Consider the following 15,445-nt stretch of genomic DNA (forward strand, 5'->3'; position numbering starts at 1 on the left):
GACGAACCGGAGAGTGCCACCGATGCGCGTGTACGTGCCCACCACCCTGACCGGCCTGGCGGCGGCGCACCCGGGCGGCGCCCTGGAGCAGTCCGCGGCGTACGCAGTGACGCCCGCGCTGCGCGAGTGGTACGTCAGCGACGACCTGGAGGAGCTGGAGTACGCGGCGCTGAACCGGGCCGCCCAGTCCTCGCTGCGGCTGCTGGCGGAGGACCCGGACGCGCCGCGCCGGCGCGTGGTGGTGGCGCTGGACGTCGCCGACTCCGCGGTGAAGCCGTTCCCCGGCGACGAGTACCAGGACCAGGCCTCGCTCGGCCGCGTGGTGCTGGCCGGCCCGGTGAAGCTGGCGAAGGCGGCCGCGGTGCACGCGGACGTGGCCGACCCGGAGGTGCTCGCGGACGTCGAGGCGGCGGTCGCGGCGGTGGCGGCGGCCGACGCGGGTGACCAGGACGCGCAGTTCACGGTGGACGGCGCGGAGGACCACGACCTGCTCTGGTTCGCCACCCAGGAGATCCCCTCCCTGCTGGCGTGAGCCGGCGGGCGGGGCGAGGGGCGGGGCGACGGGTGGGGCGGGACGGGCGTGAGCCCCGTCCTACCGGTCCGTTGGTGTCCGGCGTTACCGTTCCCTGCGTGCGCATTCACATCGTCTGGGACTGGAACGGGACGCTCTTCCACGACATGGAGGCGGTGCTCGGCGCGAGCAACGCCGCCTTCGCGACCATCGGCATCGGACCGATGACCATGGAGGAGTACCGGGAGCAGTACGAGATCCCGATTCCCCGTTTCTACCAGCGGCTGCTCGGCCGGCTGCCCTCCGACGACGAGTGGCTGCGGCTGGACGACGCGTTCCACGACCACTACCGGGAGCTGAGCGCGGCCTGCGCGCTGACCGACGGCGCCGTGGAGCTGCTGAGCGGCTGGCGGGCGGCCGGGCACAGCCAGTCGCTGCTGTCGATGTACGAGCACGAGAAGCTGGTGCCGGTGGTCGACGGCTTCGGCCTGACCCCGCACTTCCTCCGGGTGGACGGCCGCAGCGGCCCGTCCGGCGGCCAGAAGGCCGAGCACCTCACCCGGCACCTGGCCGCGCTCGGGGAGCACGTGGACCCGGCCCGTACGGTGCTGATCGGCGACGCCGCGGACGACGCGCTGGCGGCGCTGAACGCCGGTGCGCACGCGGTGCTGTACACCGGCGGTTCGCACACCCGGGCGAAGCTGGAGCTGGTCGGCGTCCCGGTGGTGGACAGCCTGGCCGAGGCGGTCGAGCTGGCCGGGCTGATCGCGGCCTGACCCCCGAGGACGCGCCCGGCCACGCGCGACCACGGGGACGCACCCGGCGCGCGTGACCACGGGACGCGCCCGGCCACGCGCGACCACGGGGACGCAGGGCCGCGCGCGACCACGGGACCCGGACCACCGGAGCCGCTCCCGGCGTGGCGTGAACCACGTCCGCCGGTGGCGTGTCTGAACGGGCGAACCGGCCCGCCGCTCGTCAGGCTGGACTGACGCCGGGCCGTCCCTGGGCCCGGTCACCAGGACGAGCGGAGCCCGCCATGCCCATCGACGCAGTCACCCAGGTCCCGACCCCGGGCAACGAGCCGGTGCACGGCTACGCGCCCGGCAGCCCGGAGCGGGCCCGGCTGGTGCGCCGGCTGGACGAGCTGGCCGCCGAGCAGATCCCGCTGCCGATGACCATCGGCGGCGAGCAGCGCTTCGGCGGCGGCGAGCGGATCGAGGTCGTCCAGCCGCACCACCACGCCGCCAAGCTGGGCGTGCTCGGCAACGCCACCCGGGAGGACGCCCGGGCCGCGGTGGACGCGGCGCTGGCGGCCGGGCGGGAGTGGCGGTCGCTCTCCTTCGACGACCGGGCGGCGGTCTTCCTGCGCGCCGCCGACCTGCTGTCCGGGCCGTGGCGGGAGACGCTCAACGCGGCGACCATGCTGGGCCAGTCCAAGACGGTCCAGCAGGCCGAGATCGACTCCGCCTGCGAGCTGATCGACTTCTGGCGGTTCAACGTGCACTTCGCCCGGCAGATCCTGGCCGACCAGCCGATCTCCTCGCCGGGCGTGTGGAACCGCACCGACCACCGCCCGCTGGAAGGTTTCGTCTACGCGATCACCCCGTTCAACTTCACCGCGATCGCCGGCAACCTGCCGACCGCGCCCGCGCTGATGGGCAACACCGTGGTCTGGAAGCCCGCGCCGACCCAGACCCTGGCCGCCCACCACCTGATGCGGCTGCTGGAGGCGGCCGGCCTGCCGCCCGGGGTGATCAACCTGGTGACCGGCGACGGCCTGCAGGTCTCCCCGGTGGCGCTGACCGACCCGGCCCTCGCCGGGCTGCACTTCACCGGCTCCACCGCCACCTTCCAGTCGCTCTGGCAGACCGTCGGCGCCAACATCGGCGGCTACCGGACGTACCCGCGGATCGTCGGCGAGACCGGCGGCAAGGACTTCCTGCTCGCCCACCGCTCGGCCGACCCGGAGATCCTGCGGACCGCGCTGATCCGCGGCGCCTTCGAGTACCAGGGCCAGAAGTGCTCGGCGCTCTCCCGCGCCTACCTGCCGCGCAGCCTCTGGCAGCGGATCAAGGACGACTTCCTGGCCGAGGTGGACGCGCTGGCCGTCGGCGACGTCACCGACCTGTCCAACTTCATGGGCGCGCTGATCGACCGCCGGGCCTTCGAGAAGAACCGCGACGCGATCGAGCGGGCCAAGAGCGACCCGACCGTGGAGCTGGCGGCCGGCGGCCAGTACGACGACGCGATCGGCTGGTTCGTCCGCCCGACCGTGCTGGTCTCCTCCGACCACCGCAACGAGATGTTCCGGACCGAGTACTTCGGCCCGATCCTGGCCGTGCACGTCTACGAGGACGCCCGCTGGGAGGACGTGCTCGGCCGGGTCGACTCCGGCGCGCCCTACGGCCTGACCGGCTCGGTGATCGCCCAGGACCGCTACGCCATCGCCCGGGCGGTGGAGGAGCTGCGCTTCGCGGCCGGCAACTTCTACATCAACGACAAGCCGACCGGCGCGGTGGTCGGCCAGCAGCCGTTCGGCGGCGGCCGCGCGTCCGGCACCAACGACAAGGCCGGCGCCGCGCAGAACCTGCTCCGCTGGACCTCCGCCCGGTCGATCAAGGAGACCTTCGTCCCGCCGACCGCGTACGGCTACCCGCACATGGGCTGAGCGCCGCGGCGGAGGCTTCGGGAGGGCGGTGTTCTTGCTGATGGCGAACACGACCGGCCGGTTTGGACATGGTGTCCAGGACGGACGGATCTTCCTGCAGGTTTGTGCCTCCCTGTCCCCTGACACCTTCGATTGATCCGGTTAGGCTGGCTGGCGTCGTCGGGTGTCTGCAGGCCGAACGTCTCGTCCTACCCGCTGCAGAGGCGTTTCATGCGTGCCATGAAGGCCTTTCAGCCGGTCGGTGCGGCAGGATTGCGGTAGACCCGGCGGTGCACATCCACACACCACCGAGTCACGCAACGGCGCGCGACAGGAGCCAAGAAGTCATGCAGACCAAGCTGGACGCAGCCAAGGCCGAACTGCTCACGAAGGCAGCAGCAGCCGCTGAGAACAGCCAGGTGGGGGGAGCGGCGCCGGGTGAGGGGCTGAGCAACGGCGCTCTGACCGCGTACCTGCACCACTACTACCTCCACACCGCGCCCGAGGACCTCGTCCACCGCGACCCGGTCGACGTCTACGGTGCGGCCGCCTCGCACTACCGGCTCGGGCTCAAGCGCCCGCAGGGCACCGCCGAGGTGCGGGTGCACACCCCCTCGGTCGAGGAGAACGGCTGGTCCTGCGGCCACACCGTGGTCGAGGTCGTCACCGACGACATGCCCTTCCTGGTCGACTCGGTCACCAACGAGCTGTCCCGCCAGGACCGCGCGATCCACATCGTGATCCACCCCCAGCTGGTCGTCCGCCGTGACATCACCGGCAAGCTGCTGGAGATCCTGGACATCGACGCCTGCGCCCGCAGCAAGGCCGCCGGCGCCGAGTGGCCCGACGACGCCCTGGTCGAGTCGTGGATGCACATCGAGATCGACCGCGAGACCGACCGCGAGGACCTCCGCTCGATCGAGGCCAACCTGCGCCGCGTGCTCGGCGACGTCCGCGAGGTCGTCGAGGACTGGGGCAAGATGCGCGACTCCGCGCTGCGCCTGGCCGACGAGCTCGCCGAGCAGCCCCCGGCCGGCCTGCCCGAGCAGGAGGTCGGCGAGGCCTGGGAGCTGATGCGCTGGCTCGCCGACGACCACTTCACCTTCCTCGGCTACCGCGAGTACGACCTGGTCGAGCACGAGGGCGAGGAGGTCCTCAAGGCCGTCGCCGGCACCGGCCTCGGCATCCTGCGCTCCGACCCGCTCAGCCACGACGACGACCACCACCCGGTCAGCGAGGCCTTCGGCCGGCTGTCCGCCCCGGTCCGCGCCAAGGCGCACGAGAAGAAGCTGCTCGTCCTCACCAAGGCGAACAGCCGCGCCACCGTGCACCGCCCGGCCTACCTCGACTACGTCGGCGTGAAGAAGTTCGACGCCAACGGCGAGGTCGTCGGCGAGCGCCGCTTCCTCGGCCTCTTCTCCGCCGCCGCCTACACCGAGTCGGTCAACCGCATCCCGGTGGTCCGCCGCAAGGTGCAGGACGTCATCACCAGCTCCGGCTTCTCCACCGAGAGCCACGACGGCCGCGACCTGCTGCAGATCCTGGAGACCTTCCCCCGGGACGAGATCTTCCAGACCCCGGCCGCCGAGCTGCTCCAGATCGCCACCAGCGTGCTCTACCTGCAGGAGCGCCGCCGGCTGCGGCTGTTCCTGCGCCAGGACGAGTACGGGCGCTACTTCTCCGCGCTGGTCTACCTGCCGCGCGACCGCTACACCACCCGCATCCGGCTGCGCCTGATGGACATCCTGATGCAGGAGCTCAACGGCGCCTCGATCGACTACACGGTCTGGTCGACGGAGTCCGTGCTGACCCGTCTGCACTTCGTCGTCCGGGTCACCCCCGGCAGCGAGCTGCCGCACCTGACCGACGCCGAGATCGAGCGGATCGAGGGCAAGCTCGCCGAGGCCGCCCGGTTCTGGATGGACGGCTTCAACGACCAGCTGCACCTGGAGCTGGGCGAGGAGCGCGCCGCCGAGCTGTCCCGCAAGTACGCCAACGCCTTCCCGGACGGCTACCGCGCCGACTTCACCGCGCGCACCGCCGTCGCCGACCTCAAGCAGATCGAGTCGCTGCACGGCGAGGGCGACTTCCGCCTCAACCTGTACCAGCCGGTCGGCGCGGGCGACGACGAGCGCCGCTTCAAGATCTACCGGGTCGGCGGCCCGATCTCGCTCACCGAGGTCCTGCCGGTCCTGCAGCGCCTGGGCGTGGAGGTGCTCGACGAGCACCCGTACGCGCTGACCCGCTCGGACCACACCACCGCCTGGGTGTACGACTTCGGGCTGCGACTGCGCGAGGCCGTCGACCTGACCGACGAGGCGCGCGAGCGCTTCCAGGAGACCTTCGCCGCCACCTGGACCGGCAAGGCCGAGAACGACGGCTTCAACGAGCTGGTCCTGACCGCCGGGCTGACCTGGCGCCAGGCGATGATGCTGCGCGCGTACGCCAAGTACCTGCGCCAGGCGGGCTCCACGTTCTCCCAGGACTACATGGAGGACGCGCTCCGCAACAACACCCACACCACCCGCCTGCTGGTCAACCTCTTCGAGGCCCGGCTCAGCCCCAGCCACCAGCAGGGTGCCGCCGAGCTGACCGAGGGCATCGTGGAGGAGCTGGCCGGGGCGCTGGACGAGGTCGTCTCGCTGGACGAGGACCGCATCCTGCGTTCCTTCCTGAACCTCATCAGGGCCACCCTGCGCACCAACTTCTTCCAGCACGACGGCTCGGGCGAGTGGCACTCCTACGTGTCGATGAAGTTCGACCCGAAGGCCATCCCGGACCTGCCGGCCCCGCGCCCGGCGTTCGAGATCTGGGTGTACTCGCCGCAGGTCGAGGGCGTGCACCTGCGCTTCGGCAAGGTCGCCCGCGGTGGTCTGCGCTGGTCCGACCGGCGTGAGGACTTCCGGACCGAGATCCTCGGCCTGGTCAAGGCGCAGATGGTGAAGAACACCGTCATCGTGCCGGTCGGCGCCAAGGGCGGCTTCGTCGCCAAGCAGCTGCCGGACCCGTCGGTGGACCGGGACGCCTGGCTGGCCGAGGGCATCTCGTCCTACAAGACGTTCATCTCGGCGCTGCTGGACATCACCGACAACCTGGTCGGCGGCGCGGTCGTCCACCCGGCCGACGTGGTCCGCCACGACGAGGACGACACCTACCTGGTCGTCGCCGCCGACAAGGGCACCGCGACCTTCTCCGACATCGCCAACGGCGTCGCCGAGTCGTACGGCTTCTGGCTGGGCGACGCGTTCGCCTCCGGCGGCTCGGCCGGCTACGACCACAAGGGCATGGGCATCACCGCCCGCGGCGCCTGGGAGTCGGTCAAGCGCAACTTCCGCGAGCTCGGCGTCGACACCCAGAGCGAGGACTTCACCGTCGTCGGCATCGGCGACATGTCCGGTGACGTCTTCGGCAACGGCATGCTGCTCAGCGAGCACATCCGCCTGGTCGCCGCCTTCGACCACCGGCACATCTTCCTCGACCCCAACCCGGACGCGGCCGTCTCGTACGCCGAGCGCCGCCGCCTCTTCGAGCTGCCGCGCAGCTCGTGGGACGACTACGACAAGTCGCTGATCTCGGCGGGCGGCGGCGTCTTCCCGCGTAGCGCCAAGTCGATCCAGCTCAGCCCGCAGGTCCGGGCCGCGCTCGGCATCGAGGACGCCCGGCTCACCCCGGCCGAGCTGATGAAGGCCGTCCTGCAGGCGCCCGTCGACCTGTTCTGGAACGGCGGCATCGGCACCTACGTCAAGGCCTCGGCCGAGACCAACGCCGAGGTCGGCGACAAGGCCAACGACGCCATCCGGGTCAACGGCGAGCAGGTCCGGGCCCGGGTCATCGGCGAGGGCGGCAACCTCGGCTGCACCCAGCTCGGCCGCATCGAGTACGCCGCGGCCGGCGGCCCCCAGGGCACGGGCGGCTGGGTCAACACCGACGCCATCGACAACTCGGCCGGCGTGGACACCTCGGACCACGAGGTCAACATCAAGATCCTGCTCAACCAGATCGTCGCCGACGGCGACATGACGGTGAAGCAGCGCAACGCCCTGCTGGCCGAGATGACCGACGAGGTCGGCCACCTCGTCCTGCGCAACAACTACGCGCAGAACGTGGTGCTGGCCAACGCCGTCGCCCAGGCGCACAGCATGGTCAACGTCCACTCCCGGATGATCAACCGGCTGGAGGCGGACGGGCAGCTCGACCGGGCGCTGGAGTTCCTGCCCACCGAGCGGCAGATCCGCGAGCGCCAGCAGGGCGGCCGCGGGCTCTCCCAGCCCGAGCTGTCCGTGCTGCTCGCGTACACCAAGATCACGCTGGCCGACGAGCTGCTCGCCACCGAGCTGCCCGACGACCCCTTCTTCCGCACCGCGCTGCACGAGTACTTCCCGAGCGCGCTGCGGGCGAAGTTCGCCGAGGCGATCGACAACCACGCGCTGCGCCGCGAGATCATCACCACGCTGATCGTCAACGACACGATCAACCGCGGTGGCTGCACCTTCGCCTTCCGGCTGAAGGAGGAGACCGGCGCCACGTACGAGGAGATCGCCCGGACGCACACCGCCGCGCGGGCCGTCTTCGGCCTCGAGGAGATCTGGTCCGAGATCGAGGCCCTGGACAACCAGGTCCCCGCCCGTGCCCAGACCAAGATGCGGCTGCACTCGCGCCGGCTGGTCGAGCGCGCCACCCGGTGGATGCTCAACAACCGCCGCCAGCCGCTGGACATCGCCGGCACCATCGAGTTCTTCCACGACCGGGTCAACCAGGTGTGGGGCTCGCTGCCCAAGCCGCTCCGCGGCGAGGACCTCGCCTGGTTCGAGTCGGTCTACAACGAGCTGGCCGGGGCGGGCGTCCCGGAGGCCCTGGCCACCCGGATCGCGGGTCTCTCCTCGACCTTCCCGACCCTGGACATCACCGAGGTCGCGGACCGGTCCGGCAAGGACGTCGCCGATGTCGCCGAGCTGTACTACGACCTCGCCGACCGCCTCCAGATCACCCACCTGCTCGACCGCATCATCGAGCTGCCCCGGACCGACCGCTGGTCGTCCATGGCCCGCGCCGCCATCCGCGAGGACCTCTTCGCGGCCCACGCGGCGCTGACCGCGGACATCCTGGCCTGCGGCCCCGAGGGTGCCACCCCCGAGGAGCGGTACACCGCCTGGGCGGACCTCAACGCCACCCTGCTGAACCGCGCCAAGAGCACGCTCGACGACATAAGGGGTTCGGACAACTACGAGCTGTCCAGCCTGTCGGTCGCGATGCGCGTCATCCGCACCCTGCTCCGCACGGGGTCGATGCGCTGACGACCGGGAGCAAGGGCCCGATCCGGCGGGGCCGCGTCTTCGGACGCGGCCCCGCCGTCGTTTTCCCCCGGCGGTTGCTCGCCCGCTCGCCTCCGGGCGCGCGGACCCGGCGCCCTCCGGCTCGGGGCGGTTGCTCGGCCGCCTCTCGGCACCGGCGCGCCCTCCGACAGGGGCGGTTCGCTTGTGGCGCCGACGTGAGGTGTGGGTGAACACCGGGTCACAAAGTCCGCCGTTTCCGGCCGGGACGGCGGCAAGTGGCGGAGTTTGGTCCCAACTGCCCTAAATGACAACTGTTCTGACACGCCAGTAGTTGCAGTAAGCTGACTCCGCGATAGGCGTTGTCACAGGTCCCGTTAACGGAAGAGCTCCCACCGACGTGATGGAACGACAGGTGTCTTCCGGGGGAGTGCAGGCCGCCAGTCCCCATTCGCGCCGGGCGGTCCGGACCTCGTCCCTGACGCGATGCCACCTGAAGAGAGTTTCATGACGTCATATGTGCGGGAACCCCTTGTCTGGGTCCTTGTCGTGGTCATGCTTGCAGCCGTCGGAGCCGCCCTCCAGGCCTGGAGGACGAACCAGGCGCTGCGCAGGCGAAACGTTTCCCTTGAGGAGGCGGGCTCCCTCGCCGTGAGGCAGCGCGACGAACTCGGCGTGCTGAACGCGCAGCTGCAGGGCCGGCACGCCGCCGAGGTGGCGGAGGTCCGCCGCGACGCGGAGGAGGACACCAAGGCTGTCCTCAAGGCGGCGATGCGGACGCTGCAGGGCCTGGCCGACGAGCAGCAGGTCGTCATCGACCGGGTGCAGCGCAAGTACGGCGACAGTCCGCAGATCCTGGCCGACCTGATGGTGATCGACCACGCGAACAGCCAGTTCGGCCGCCGTGCCCAGGGCATCGCGGTGCTCTGCGGCGGCTGGCTGGGCCGCCGGGAGAGCGTGGCCTCGATCTACGACGTGGCCCGCAGCGCCCAGGGCCGGATCCGGCACTTCGACCGGGTGCGGATCAACTCCCGGGTCAGCGTCTCGCTCGTCAGCAAGGTCGTCGAGCCGGTCGCCATCGTGCTGGCCGAGCTGCTGGCCAACGCGACCAACTACTCCGCCCCCGACACCCCGGTGGAGGTCAGCGTCCAGGCCGTTCCGACCGGCGTCTGCCTGATCGTCGACGACGCCGGCCTCGGCATGGGGCAGGAGGAGAAGGACCGCGCGGCCGCGCTCCTCAACCCGGGCGCGCCGATCAGCCTCACCAGCCTGGGCAACCCGCCGAAGTTCGGCTTCGCCGTCTCCGGCATGCTGGCCGCCCGCTACGGCTTCCGGGTCTCCGTCGACTCGGTCTCCCCGTACGGAGGCGTGCGGGCCGTCGTGCTCCTGCCGGCCGAGCTGCTCAGCAGCGACGTCGCGCCCCCGGTGGCCGCTGACCTCGGCGGGTACCAGGCCGAGCCCGCGGACCCGCCCGTGCTGGTCCAGCCGCAGGCCCCCGCACAGCAGCTCGCCCCGCTGCCCGATCCGGACCGGGCGCCCCTCGCGCCGGTCGCCCACGTCGCGGAACCGGAGACGACGGCCGACGGACGGCTGCCCAGGCGCCGCCGGCGCCCCGTCTCGGTGGTCCCGCACCCGCAGGACCCCGGCCACGCCGACCCCGGCCAGTCCGGCCCGCGCCACGCCGGCCCCGGCCGCGCCGACGAGCAGGCGCCGGCCACCGGCCGGGAGACGGCATCCCGCCTCGGCGCGTTCCAACGCGGGACGCTGTCCGGGCGCAACACCATGACCACGGAAGGAACCGAGATCCAGTGAGCCCTGATCTGTCCTGGGTGCTCAACGATGTGCTTCAGGTGCGCGGTGCCCGGCATGCCATCCTCGTCTCCGCCGACGGCCTGCTGCTCGAACGGTCCAGCGAGATCGGCCGGGACGAGGCGGAGACCAACGCCGCCGCGATGAGCTCGATGCAGTCCCTGAGTCGGGCCGTCGCCCCGTTCGTCGGGGGCAGCGGTGGTGCGTGGCGCCAGACCCTCCTGGAGTACGACCACGGCTGGATCTTCCTGATCGCCGCCGGCAGCGGGGCCTACCTCGCGGCCTCCACCGCCCCCGACGTCGACATGGAGGCCATGTCCTTCCGGATGCAGCAGCAGGTCGGCGCGCTCGGCCGGGCGATGACCGCGGCGCCGCGCCAGAGCACACACAGTGGCTCATGACGTCCCCTGGCGAGGAGCAGAGGGTCTCCGGCGGTTTCATCCGCTCCTACGTGATCACCGGCGGCCGTGAGTTACCCAGCGCGGACGACCTCTCCCTGATCACCCTGGTCACCGTCGGTCCCGGGCAGGAGCTCCCGGCCCGCCCGAGCCCGGAGACCGTGGCGATCTGGAAGCTGTGTTCCGGCGGGTACCTCTCGGTGGCCGAGGTCGCGGCCCGCCTGGAGCTGCCGGTGGGGGTGGTGAGGCTGTTGCTGACGGACCTGATCAGTGCGGGACGGCTGCTGCGCAGGGGGACCCCGCCTCCGGCCCAGGCCCCGGATCCGAGACTCCTAGAGAAGGTACTGCATGGACTTCAACGCCGCTTCGCCTGAGGACATCTACGTATCGGGCGCGGTGACGACCGCCGTCAAGATCCTCGTCGTCGGGCACTTCGCGGTCGGCAAGACCACGTTCATCGGCGCGCTGTCGGAGATCGCCCCGCTGAGCACCGAGGAGAAGATGACGCAGGCGTCGAGCGGCGTCGACGACCTCCGGGGGGTGCCGGACAAGAAGACCACGACCGTCGCCCTGGACTTCGGCCGGCTGACGCTCGGCGACGACCTGGTGCTGTACCTGTTCGGCACCCCGGGCCAGCAGCGCTTCATGCAGCTCTGGGAGGACATGTCGCGGGGGGCGCTGGGCGCCCTGCTGCTGACCGACCCGACCCGCCTCTCCGACACCTTCCCCGTCATCGACCTGATCGAGCAGTACGGCCTGGAGTACGCCGTGGCGGTCAACAGCTTCGACCGGCAGAGCGACTACACCGAGGCCGAGCTGCGCGAGGCGCTCGACCTGCTGCCGCACACCCCGGTGGTGTTCTGCGACGCGCGGGACCAGCGCTCGTCGGCCGACGCCCTGCTGACCCTCGTCCGGCACCTGCTCGAACGCGCCTCCTGACCTCTCCCTTCCCCGTCACCACCGCCCGGGGCCGCACCCGCCCGGGGCCACCCCCAAGGAACGACCCATGGAATCTGCGCAGCGACCCGCCCCCCAGTCGCCTCCCCCGGGCTGCCCGATGCACGGCGGGCGCACGCCGCTGTACGGGGACGCGTTCTCGTCCGACCCCGGCGCGGTCTACGACGAGCTACGCGCCCACGGCCACGTCGCCCCGGTGGAGCTGGCACCGGGCGTGGACGCCACCCTGGTCACCTCGCACGAGGCCGCCCTGCGGGTCCTGCAGAACCCGGGGCTGTTCGCCCGGGACTCCCGGCGGTGGGCGGCGCTGAACGAGGGGCGGGTGCCGCTCGACAGCCCCGTCCTGCCGATGATGTTCTACCGGCCCAACTGCCTGTTCACGGACGGCACCGAGCACCTGCGGCTGCGCAAGGCCGTCACCGAGAGCCTGGAGCGGCTCAACGACAACCGGCTCAACCGGCACGTCGAGCGGATCGCCGGCTACCTGATCGACCAGTTCGGCCCGCTGGGCCGCGCCGACCTGCTCAACGACTACGCCAAGCTGCTGCCCCTGCTGCTGTTCAACCAGCTCTTCGGCTGCCCGGCCGACATCGGGGACCGGCTGACCCGCAGCATGTCCGCGCTCTTCGACGGCCTCGACGTGATGCAGGCCAACGAGGAGCTGAACGCCTGCCTGATGGACCTGGTCGCGCTGAAGCGCCGTCAGCCGGGCGACGACATCACCTCGTGGCTCGTGCAGCACCCGGCCGGCCTGCGCGACGAGGAGCTCAAGGACCAGTTGGTCATGCTGATGGGCGCCGGCGTCGAGCCCGAGCGCAACCTGATCGGCAACGCGCTGCTCCTGCTGCTGTCCGGCGGCGGCACCGGCTACGGGCTGCGCGTCGAGGACGCCCTCGACGACGTGCTGTGGAACAACCCGCCGATCGCCAACTACGCGACGCACTTCCCGATGCAGGACGTCGAGGTGGGCGGGTACCGGCTGCCCGCGGACAGTCCGGTGGTGATCAGCTTCGCCGCCGCCAACAGCGACCCGGCGCTGACCGACGCCCGGTTGACCCTCAGCAAGGGCGCCCACCTGGCGTGGGGCGCCGGCCCGCACGCCTGCCCGGCCAAGTCGCCGGCCCAGCTCATCGCCCTGACCGCGATCGAGTGCCTGCTCAACGCGCTGCCGGACGTCACGCTCGCCGTGCCCGCGGAGAGCCTGGAGTGGCGGCCGGGCCCCTTCCAGCGCGGACTGGTCTCGCTGCCGGTGCGGTTCAGCCCGGCGCCCGCCAGGCACCAGGCACCGGTCGCGAGCCACGAACCGGGCCGCCCGGCCACCGGTCCGGTGCTCGCGAGCGGGACCGGCACCGGGACCGGGGTGCCGCACGCGCCCGCCGCCGCGCCCGCCAACGGCCGCAAGCAGAAGGGGTGGTGGAGCTCCTTCCTGGACGTCTTCCGGCTCTGACCGGGCCGTTCCGGACGTTGCGGTCCGCGGCCGGCCGCGGTGCGGCGCGCCGGCCCCGGCAGACTCCTCGCCGTATGTGACAGGGACAACACAACTCGACGCTTGAGCGCGCCGCTGCTGGGTAGGTCGCCGCCGTACTTCCCCGCCGAGCGCAAGGAGTCCGTGTGACCGCCATGTTGGATGCCTGCCCAGTGAACCTGGACCGCCGCGCCGCGGTTCCGCTCCTGAGGCGGCTGCGGTCGGCCGAGGGGCTGGCCCACCCGCTCCCCATCTACGACGAGCTGCGGGCGATGGGCGACCTCGTCCCCGCCCCGTGGGGCGGGTACCTCGTCACCGGCTACGACGCGTGCAACCAGGTCCTGCGCGGCAGGGCCTGGCTCGTCCCCGACTTCGCCTGGCAGGACCGGCAGGCCGACACCGGGCGCTGGCAGGCCGTCGCCACCCAGGAGATGAGCCGGACCCTCTCCCGGCTCAACGCCCCCGACCACACCCGGCAGCGGCACAGCCTCGGCAACCTCTTCGACCGGCAGACCCTGGAGGCCGTGGCGCCGGCCGTCGAGGCCGACGTCGCCGGCCTGCTCGACCGGCTGGCCGAGCGAATACGGGAGGACGGCGAGGCCGACCTGGCCACCGTGGTCAGCGAGCGGCTGCCGATCAACACCGTCGGACGCTGGCTGGACATCGCGCCGGACGACTACGACCACATCCTCGAGATGACGCACAACCAGGTGTACGCCCAGGAACTCCTGCCCACCAAGAGCCAGTTGGCGACCTCCGAGGCGGCGACGGTGCAACTGCGCCGGTACTTCACCGACCTGGTCCGGGAGCGCCGCGAGAACCCGGGCGACGACGTGGTGTCCGGCTGGATCCGCACCTGGGACGCGCTGGAGTCCGACCGCGCGTCGACCGACCGGATCGTCTACCAGCTCACGATGTTCGTCACCATCGCCTCCCTGGAGACCACGGCGACGCTGATGTCCTCGCTGGTCTGGTCGCTGCTCCGGTCGCCCGGCAGGTGGGACTGGCTGCGGGAACGGCCCGAGCACATCGACGACGCGATCAACGAGGCGCTGCGCTACGACCCGCCGATCCGCCTCAACAGCCGGGTCGCGGCCGAGGACACCGTGCTGTCCGGCGTGTTCGTCCCCAAGGACACCATGGTCCACGTGATGTACGGCGCGGCCGCCCACGACCCGCGCCGCAACCCGGCCCCGCACACCTTCGACATCCTCCGGAAGGGCTCCCACATCGCCTTCGGCGGCGGCGCCCACTACTGCCTCGGTGCCGGCCTGGCCAGACTGGAGGCGCGCACCCTGCTCGGCCAGTTGCTCCGGCGCTTCCCGACCCTGCGGGCGATCAGCCCGCCCGAGTACGCGTCCCGGATGGTCTTCCACCGCGTGACGTCCCTGAGAGTGGCCGCATGAACGTCTCCCCCCGGGTGATCCCGCATCCCGAGCACGCCCAGCCCTCCCCGTACCCCCCGCGGCCGTCGGAAGCCACCGGCTCCGGCCGTCCGGGCGACGGGTCCGAGCACGCCCGCGGCGCGTCCGGGGCCTGGCCCGAGCAGTCCGGCGACGCCCCAGCCCCCGGCGCAGCCGCCGCCCCAGCCCCCGCCCCGGCCCGCACCGTCCGCGCCGAGCGCCGCGGCCCGGTGCTGCACGTCGAGCTGAACAGCCCCGAGACCGGGAACGCCGTCACCGACGCCATGCTGGACGAGCTCCTCGCCGTCCTCGGCGCACCGGACCCGGCCGTCCGCGTCATCGTCCTGTCCGCCGCCGGCCCCGACTTCTGCCTCGGCGGCGACCGCGACGAGCTCGCCGCGACGCTCGCCGAGGACCCCACCGGCGGCGGCGTCCGCAGCTCCGGCAGCAAGGCCCGCCGGGTCTGCGAGGCGATCACCGGCAGCCCCGCCGTCACCGTCGCGCGGGTCCAGGGCCGGGCGATCGGCGCCGGGTTCGCCCTGGCCCTCGCCTGCGACCTGCGGGTCGGCGCCGACACCGCCGCCTTCCGGCTGCCCGAACTCGCCCTCGGCCTGCCCGTCGCCTGGGGCGGCCTGCTCCCGCGCCTCCTGCACGAGGTCGGTACCGCCCGCGCTCGGGAGATCATCCTCACCAGCCGTACGGTGGGGGCCGCCGAGGCGTACGGGCTCTCGATCCTGCAGCGGGTCGTGCCCGAGCAGGACCTGGACCGGGCCGTGGCGGACTGGACCAGGGCCGTCGTGCGCCGCCCCGAGGCCGCGCTGCGGGTCACCAGGACCCTGCTCAACTCGCACGCGGCGGCGACCCGGCTGGCCGACACCTCGGTCCTCGACGCGGAGCTGATGGCCTCCGTCCTCGCCGCCGCCGAGTACGCCCGGCACGCCGCCTCCCCGCCCCCCGCTCCCTGAGCCGCCGGACCCGCCCG

At 72.1% G+C, this 15,445-nt stretch carries 11 protein-coding genes; all 11 read left to right on the forward strand.

The window, feature by feature from the left end; translation table 11 throughout:
• The first annotated feature begins 22 nt into the window (after nucleotides 1-22).
• A complete protein-coding gene (locus ACFVHB_RS07430) occupies nucleotides 23-532 on the forward strand; it encodes a DUF6912 family protein (RefSeq protein WP_380316568.1) in 510 nt (169 codons plus the stop codon).
• A gap of 98 nt (nucleotides 533-630) precedes the next feature.
• Entirely contained in the window at nucleotides 631-1,287 is a 657-nt protein-coding gene (locus ACFVHB_RS07435) for an HAD family hydrolase (RefSeq protein ID WP_380316571.1), read from the forward strand.
• Nucleotides 1,288-1,556: 269 nt separating this feature from the next.
• A complete protein-coding gene (gene pruA, locus ACFVHB_RS07440) occupies nucleotides 1,557-3,182 on the forward strand; it encodes an L-glutamate gamma-semialdehyde dehydrogenase (protein ID WP_380316900.1) in 1,626 nt (541 codons plus the stop codon).
• A 326-nt stretch (nucleotides 3,183-3,508) separates the two neighbouring features.
• Nucleotides 3,509-8,455, forward strand: coding sequence for an NAD-glutamate dehydrogenase (locus ACFVHB_RS07445; RefSeq protein ID WP_380316574.1), 4,947 nt, complete (start codon nucleotides 3,509-3,511; stop codon nucleotides 8,453-8,455).
• Nucleotides 8,456-8,938: 483 nt separating this feature from the next.
• Nucleotides 8,939-10,243 carry an ATP-binding protein gene (locus ACFVHB_RS07450; RefSeq protein ID WP_380316577.1) on the forward strand — a complete coding sequence of 435 codons (1,305 nt, stop codon included), beginning with the start codon at nucleotides 8,939-8,941 and terminating at the stop codon, nucleotides 10,241-10,243.
• Nucleotides 10,240-10,641: a roadblock/LC7 domain-containing protein gene (locus ACFVHB_RS07455; RefSeq protein WP_380316580.1), complete on the forward strand. Its 402-nt coding sequence runs from the start codon at nucleotides 10,240-10,242 to the stop codon at nucleotides 10,639-10,641. The genes ACFVHB_RS07450 and ACFVHB_RS07455 overlap by 4 nt, the downstream gene beginning before the upstream one ends.
• Complete coding sequence (locus tag ACFVHB_RS07460; RefSeq protein ID WP_380316583.1) at nucleotides 10,638-11,012, forward strand: DUF742 domain-containing protein; 375 nt, start codon at nucleotides 10,638-10,640, stop codon at nucleotides 11,010-11,012. The genes ACFVHB_RS07455 and ACFVHB_RS07460 overlap by 4 nt, the downstream gene beginning before the upstream one ends.
• Nucleotides 10,987-11,577 carry an ATP/GTP-binding protein gene (locus tag ACFVHB_RS07465; protein ID WP_380316585.1) on the forward strand — a complete coding sequence of 197 codons (591 nt, stop codon included), beginning with the start codon at nucleotides 10,987-10,989 and terminating at the stop codon, nucleotides 11,575-11,577. The genes ACFVHB_RS07460 and ACFVHB_RS07465 overlap by 26 nt, the downstream gene beginning before the upstream one ends.
• Before the next feature lie 67 nt (nucleotides 11,578-11,644).
• Nucleotides 11,645-13,042, forward strand: a complete 1,398-nt coding sequence (locus ACFVHB_RS07470) for a cytochrome P450 (RefSeq protein ID WP_380316588.1) — start codon at nucleotides 11,645-11,647, stop codon at nucleotides 13,040-13,042.
• Between the two features lie 290 nt (nucleotides 13,043-13,332).
• Complete coding sequence (locus tag ACFVHB_RS07475) at nucleotides 13,333-14,466, forward strand: cytochrome P450 (protein WP_380316903.1); 1,134 nt, start codon at nucleotides 13,333-13,335, stop codon at nucleotides 14,464-14,466.
• Nucleotides 14,463-15,428, forward strand: a complete 966-nt coding sequence (locus ACFVHB_RS07480; protein ID WP_380316591.1) for an enoyl-CoA hydratase/isomerase family protein — start codon at nucleotides 14,463-14,465, stop codon at nucleotides 15,426-15,428. Before ACFVHB_RS07475 ends, ACFVHB_RS07480 begins: the two co-directional genes overlap by 4 nt.
• Nucleotides 15,429-15,445 lie beyond the last annotated feature (17 nt).

The organism is Kitasatospora sp. NPDC127111 (assembly GCF_042677465.1).
GTDB lineage: Bacteria > Actinomycetota > Actinomycetes > Streptomycetales > Streptomycetaceae > Kitasatospora.

Excerpts from the sequence above, each read along its gene's own strand:
- ACFVHB_RS07430 (WP_380316568.1), top strand. The coding sequence starts at position 23 with ATGCGCGTGTACGTGCCCACCACCCTGACCGGCCTGGCGGCGGCGCAC.
- ACFVHB_RS07445 (WP_380316574.1), top strand. The coding sequence starts at position 3,509 with ATGCAGACCAAGCTGGACGCAGCCAAGGCCGAACTGCTCACGAAGGCA.
- ACFVHB_RS07450 (WP_380316577.1), top strand. The coding sequence starts at position 8,939 with ATGACGTCATATGTGCGGGAACCCCTTGTCTGGGTCCTTGTCGTGGTC.
- ACFVHB_RS07460 (WP_380316583.1), top strand. The coding sequence starts at position 10,638 with ATGACGTCCCCTGGCGAGGAGCAGAGGGTCTCCGGCGGTTTCATCCGC.
- ACFVHB_RS07465 (WP_380316585.1), top strand. The coding sequence starts at position 10,987 with ATGGACTTCAACGCCGCTTCGCCTGAGGACATCTACGTATCGGGCGCG.
- ACFVHB_RS07470 (WP_380316588.1), top strand. The coding sequence starts at position 11,645 with ATGGAATCTGCGCAGCGACCCGCCCCCCAGTCGCCTCCCCCGGGCTGC.
- ACFVHB_RS07475 (WP_380316903.1), top strand. The coding sequence starts at position 13,333 with ATGGGCGACCTCGTCCCCGCCCCGTGGGGCGGGTACCTCGTCACCGGC.
- ACFVHB_RS07480 (WP_380316591.1), top strand. The coding sequence starts at position 14,463 with ATGAACGTCTCCCCCCGGGTGATCCCGCATCCCGAGCACGCCCAGCCC.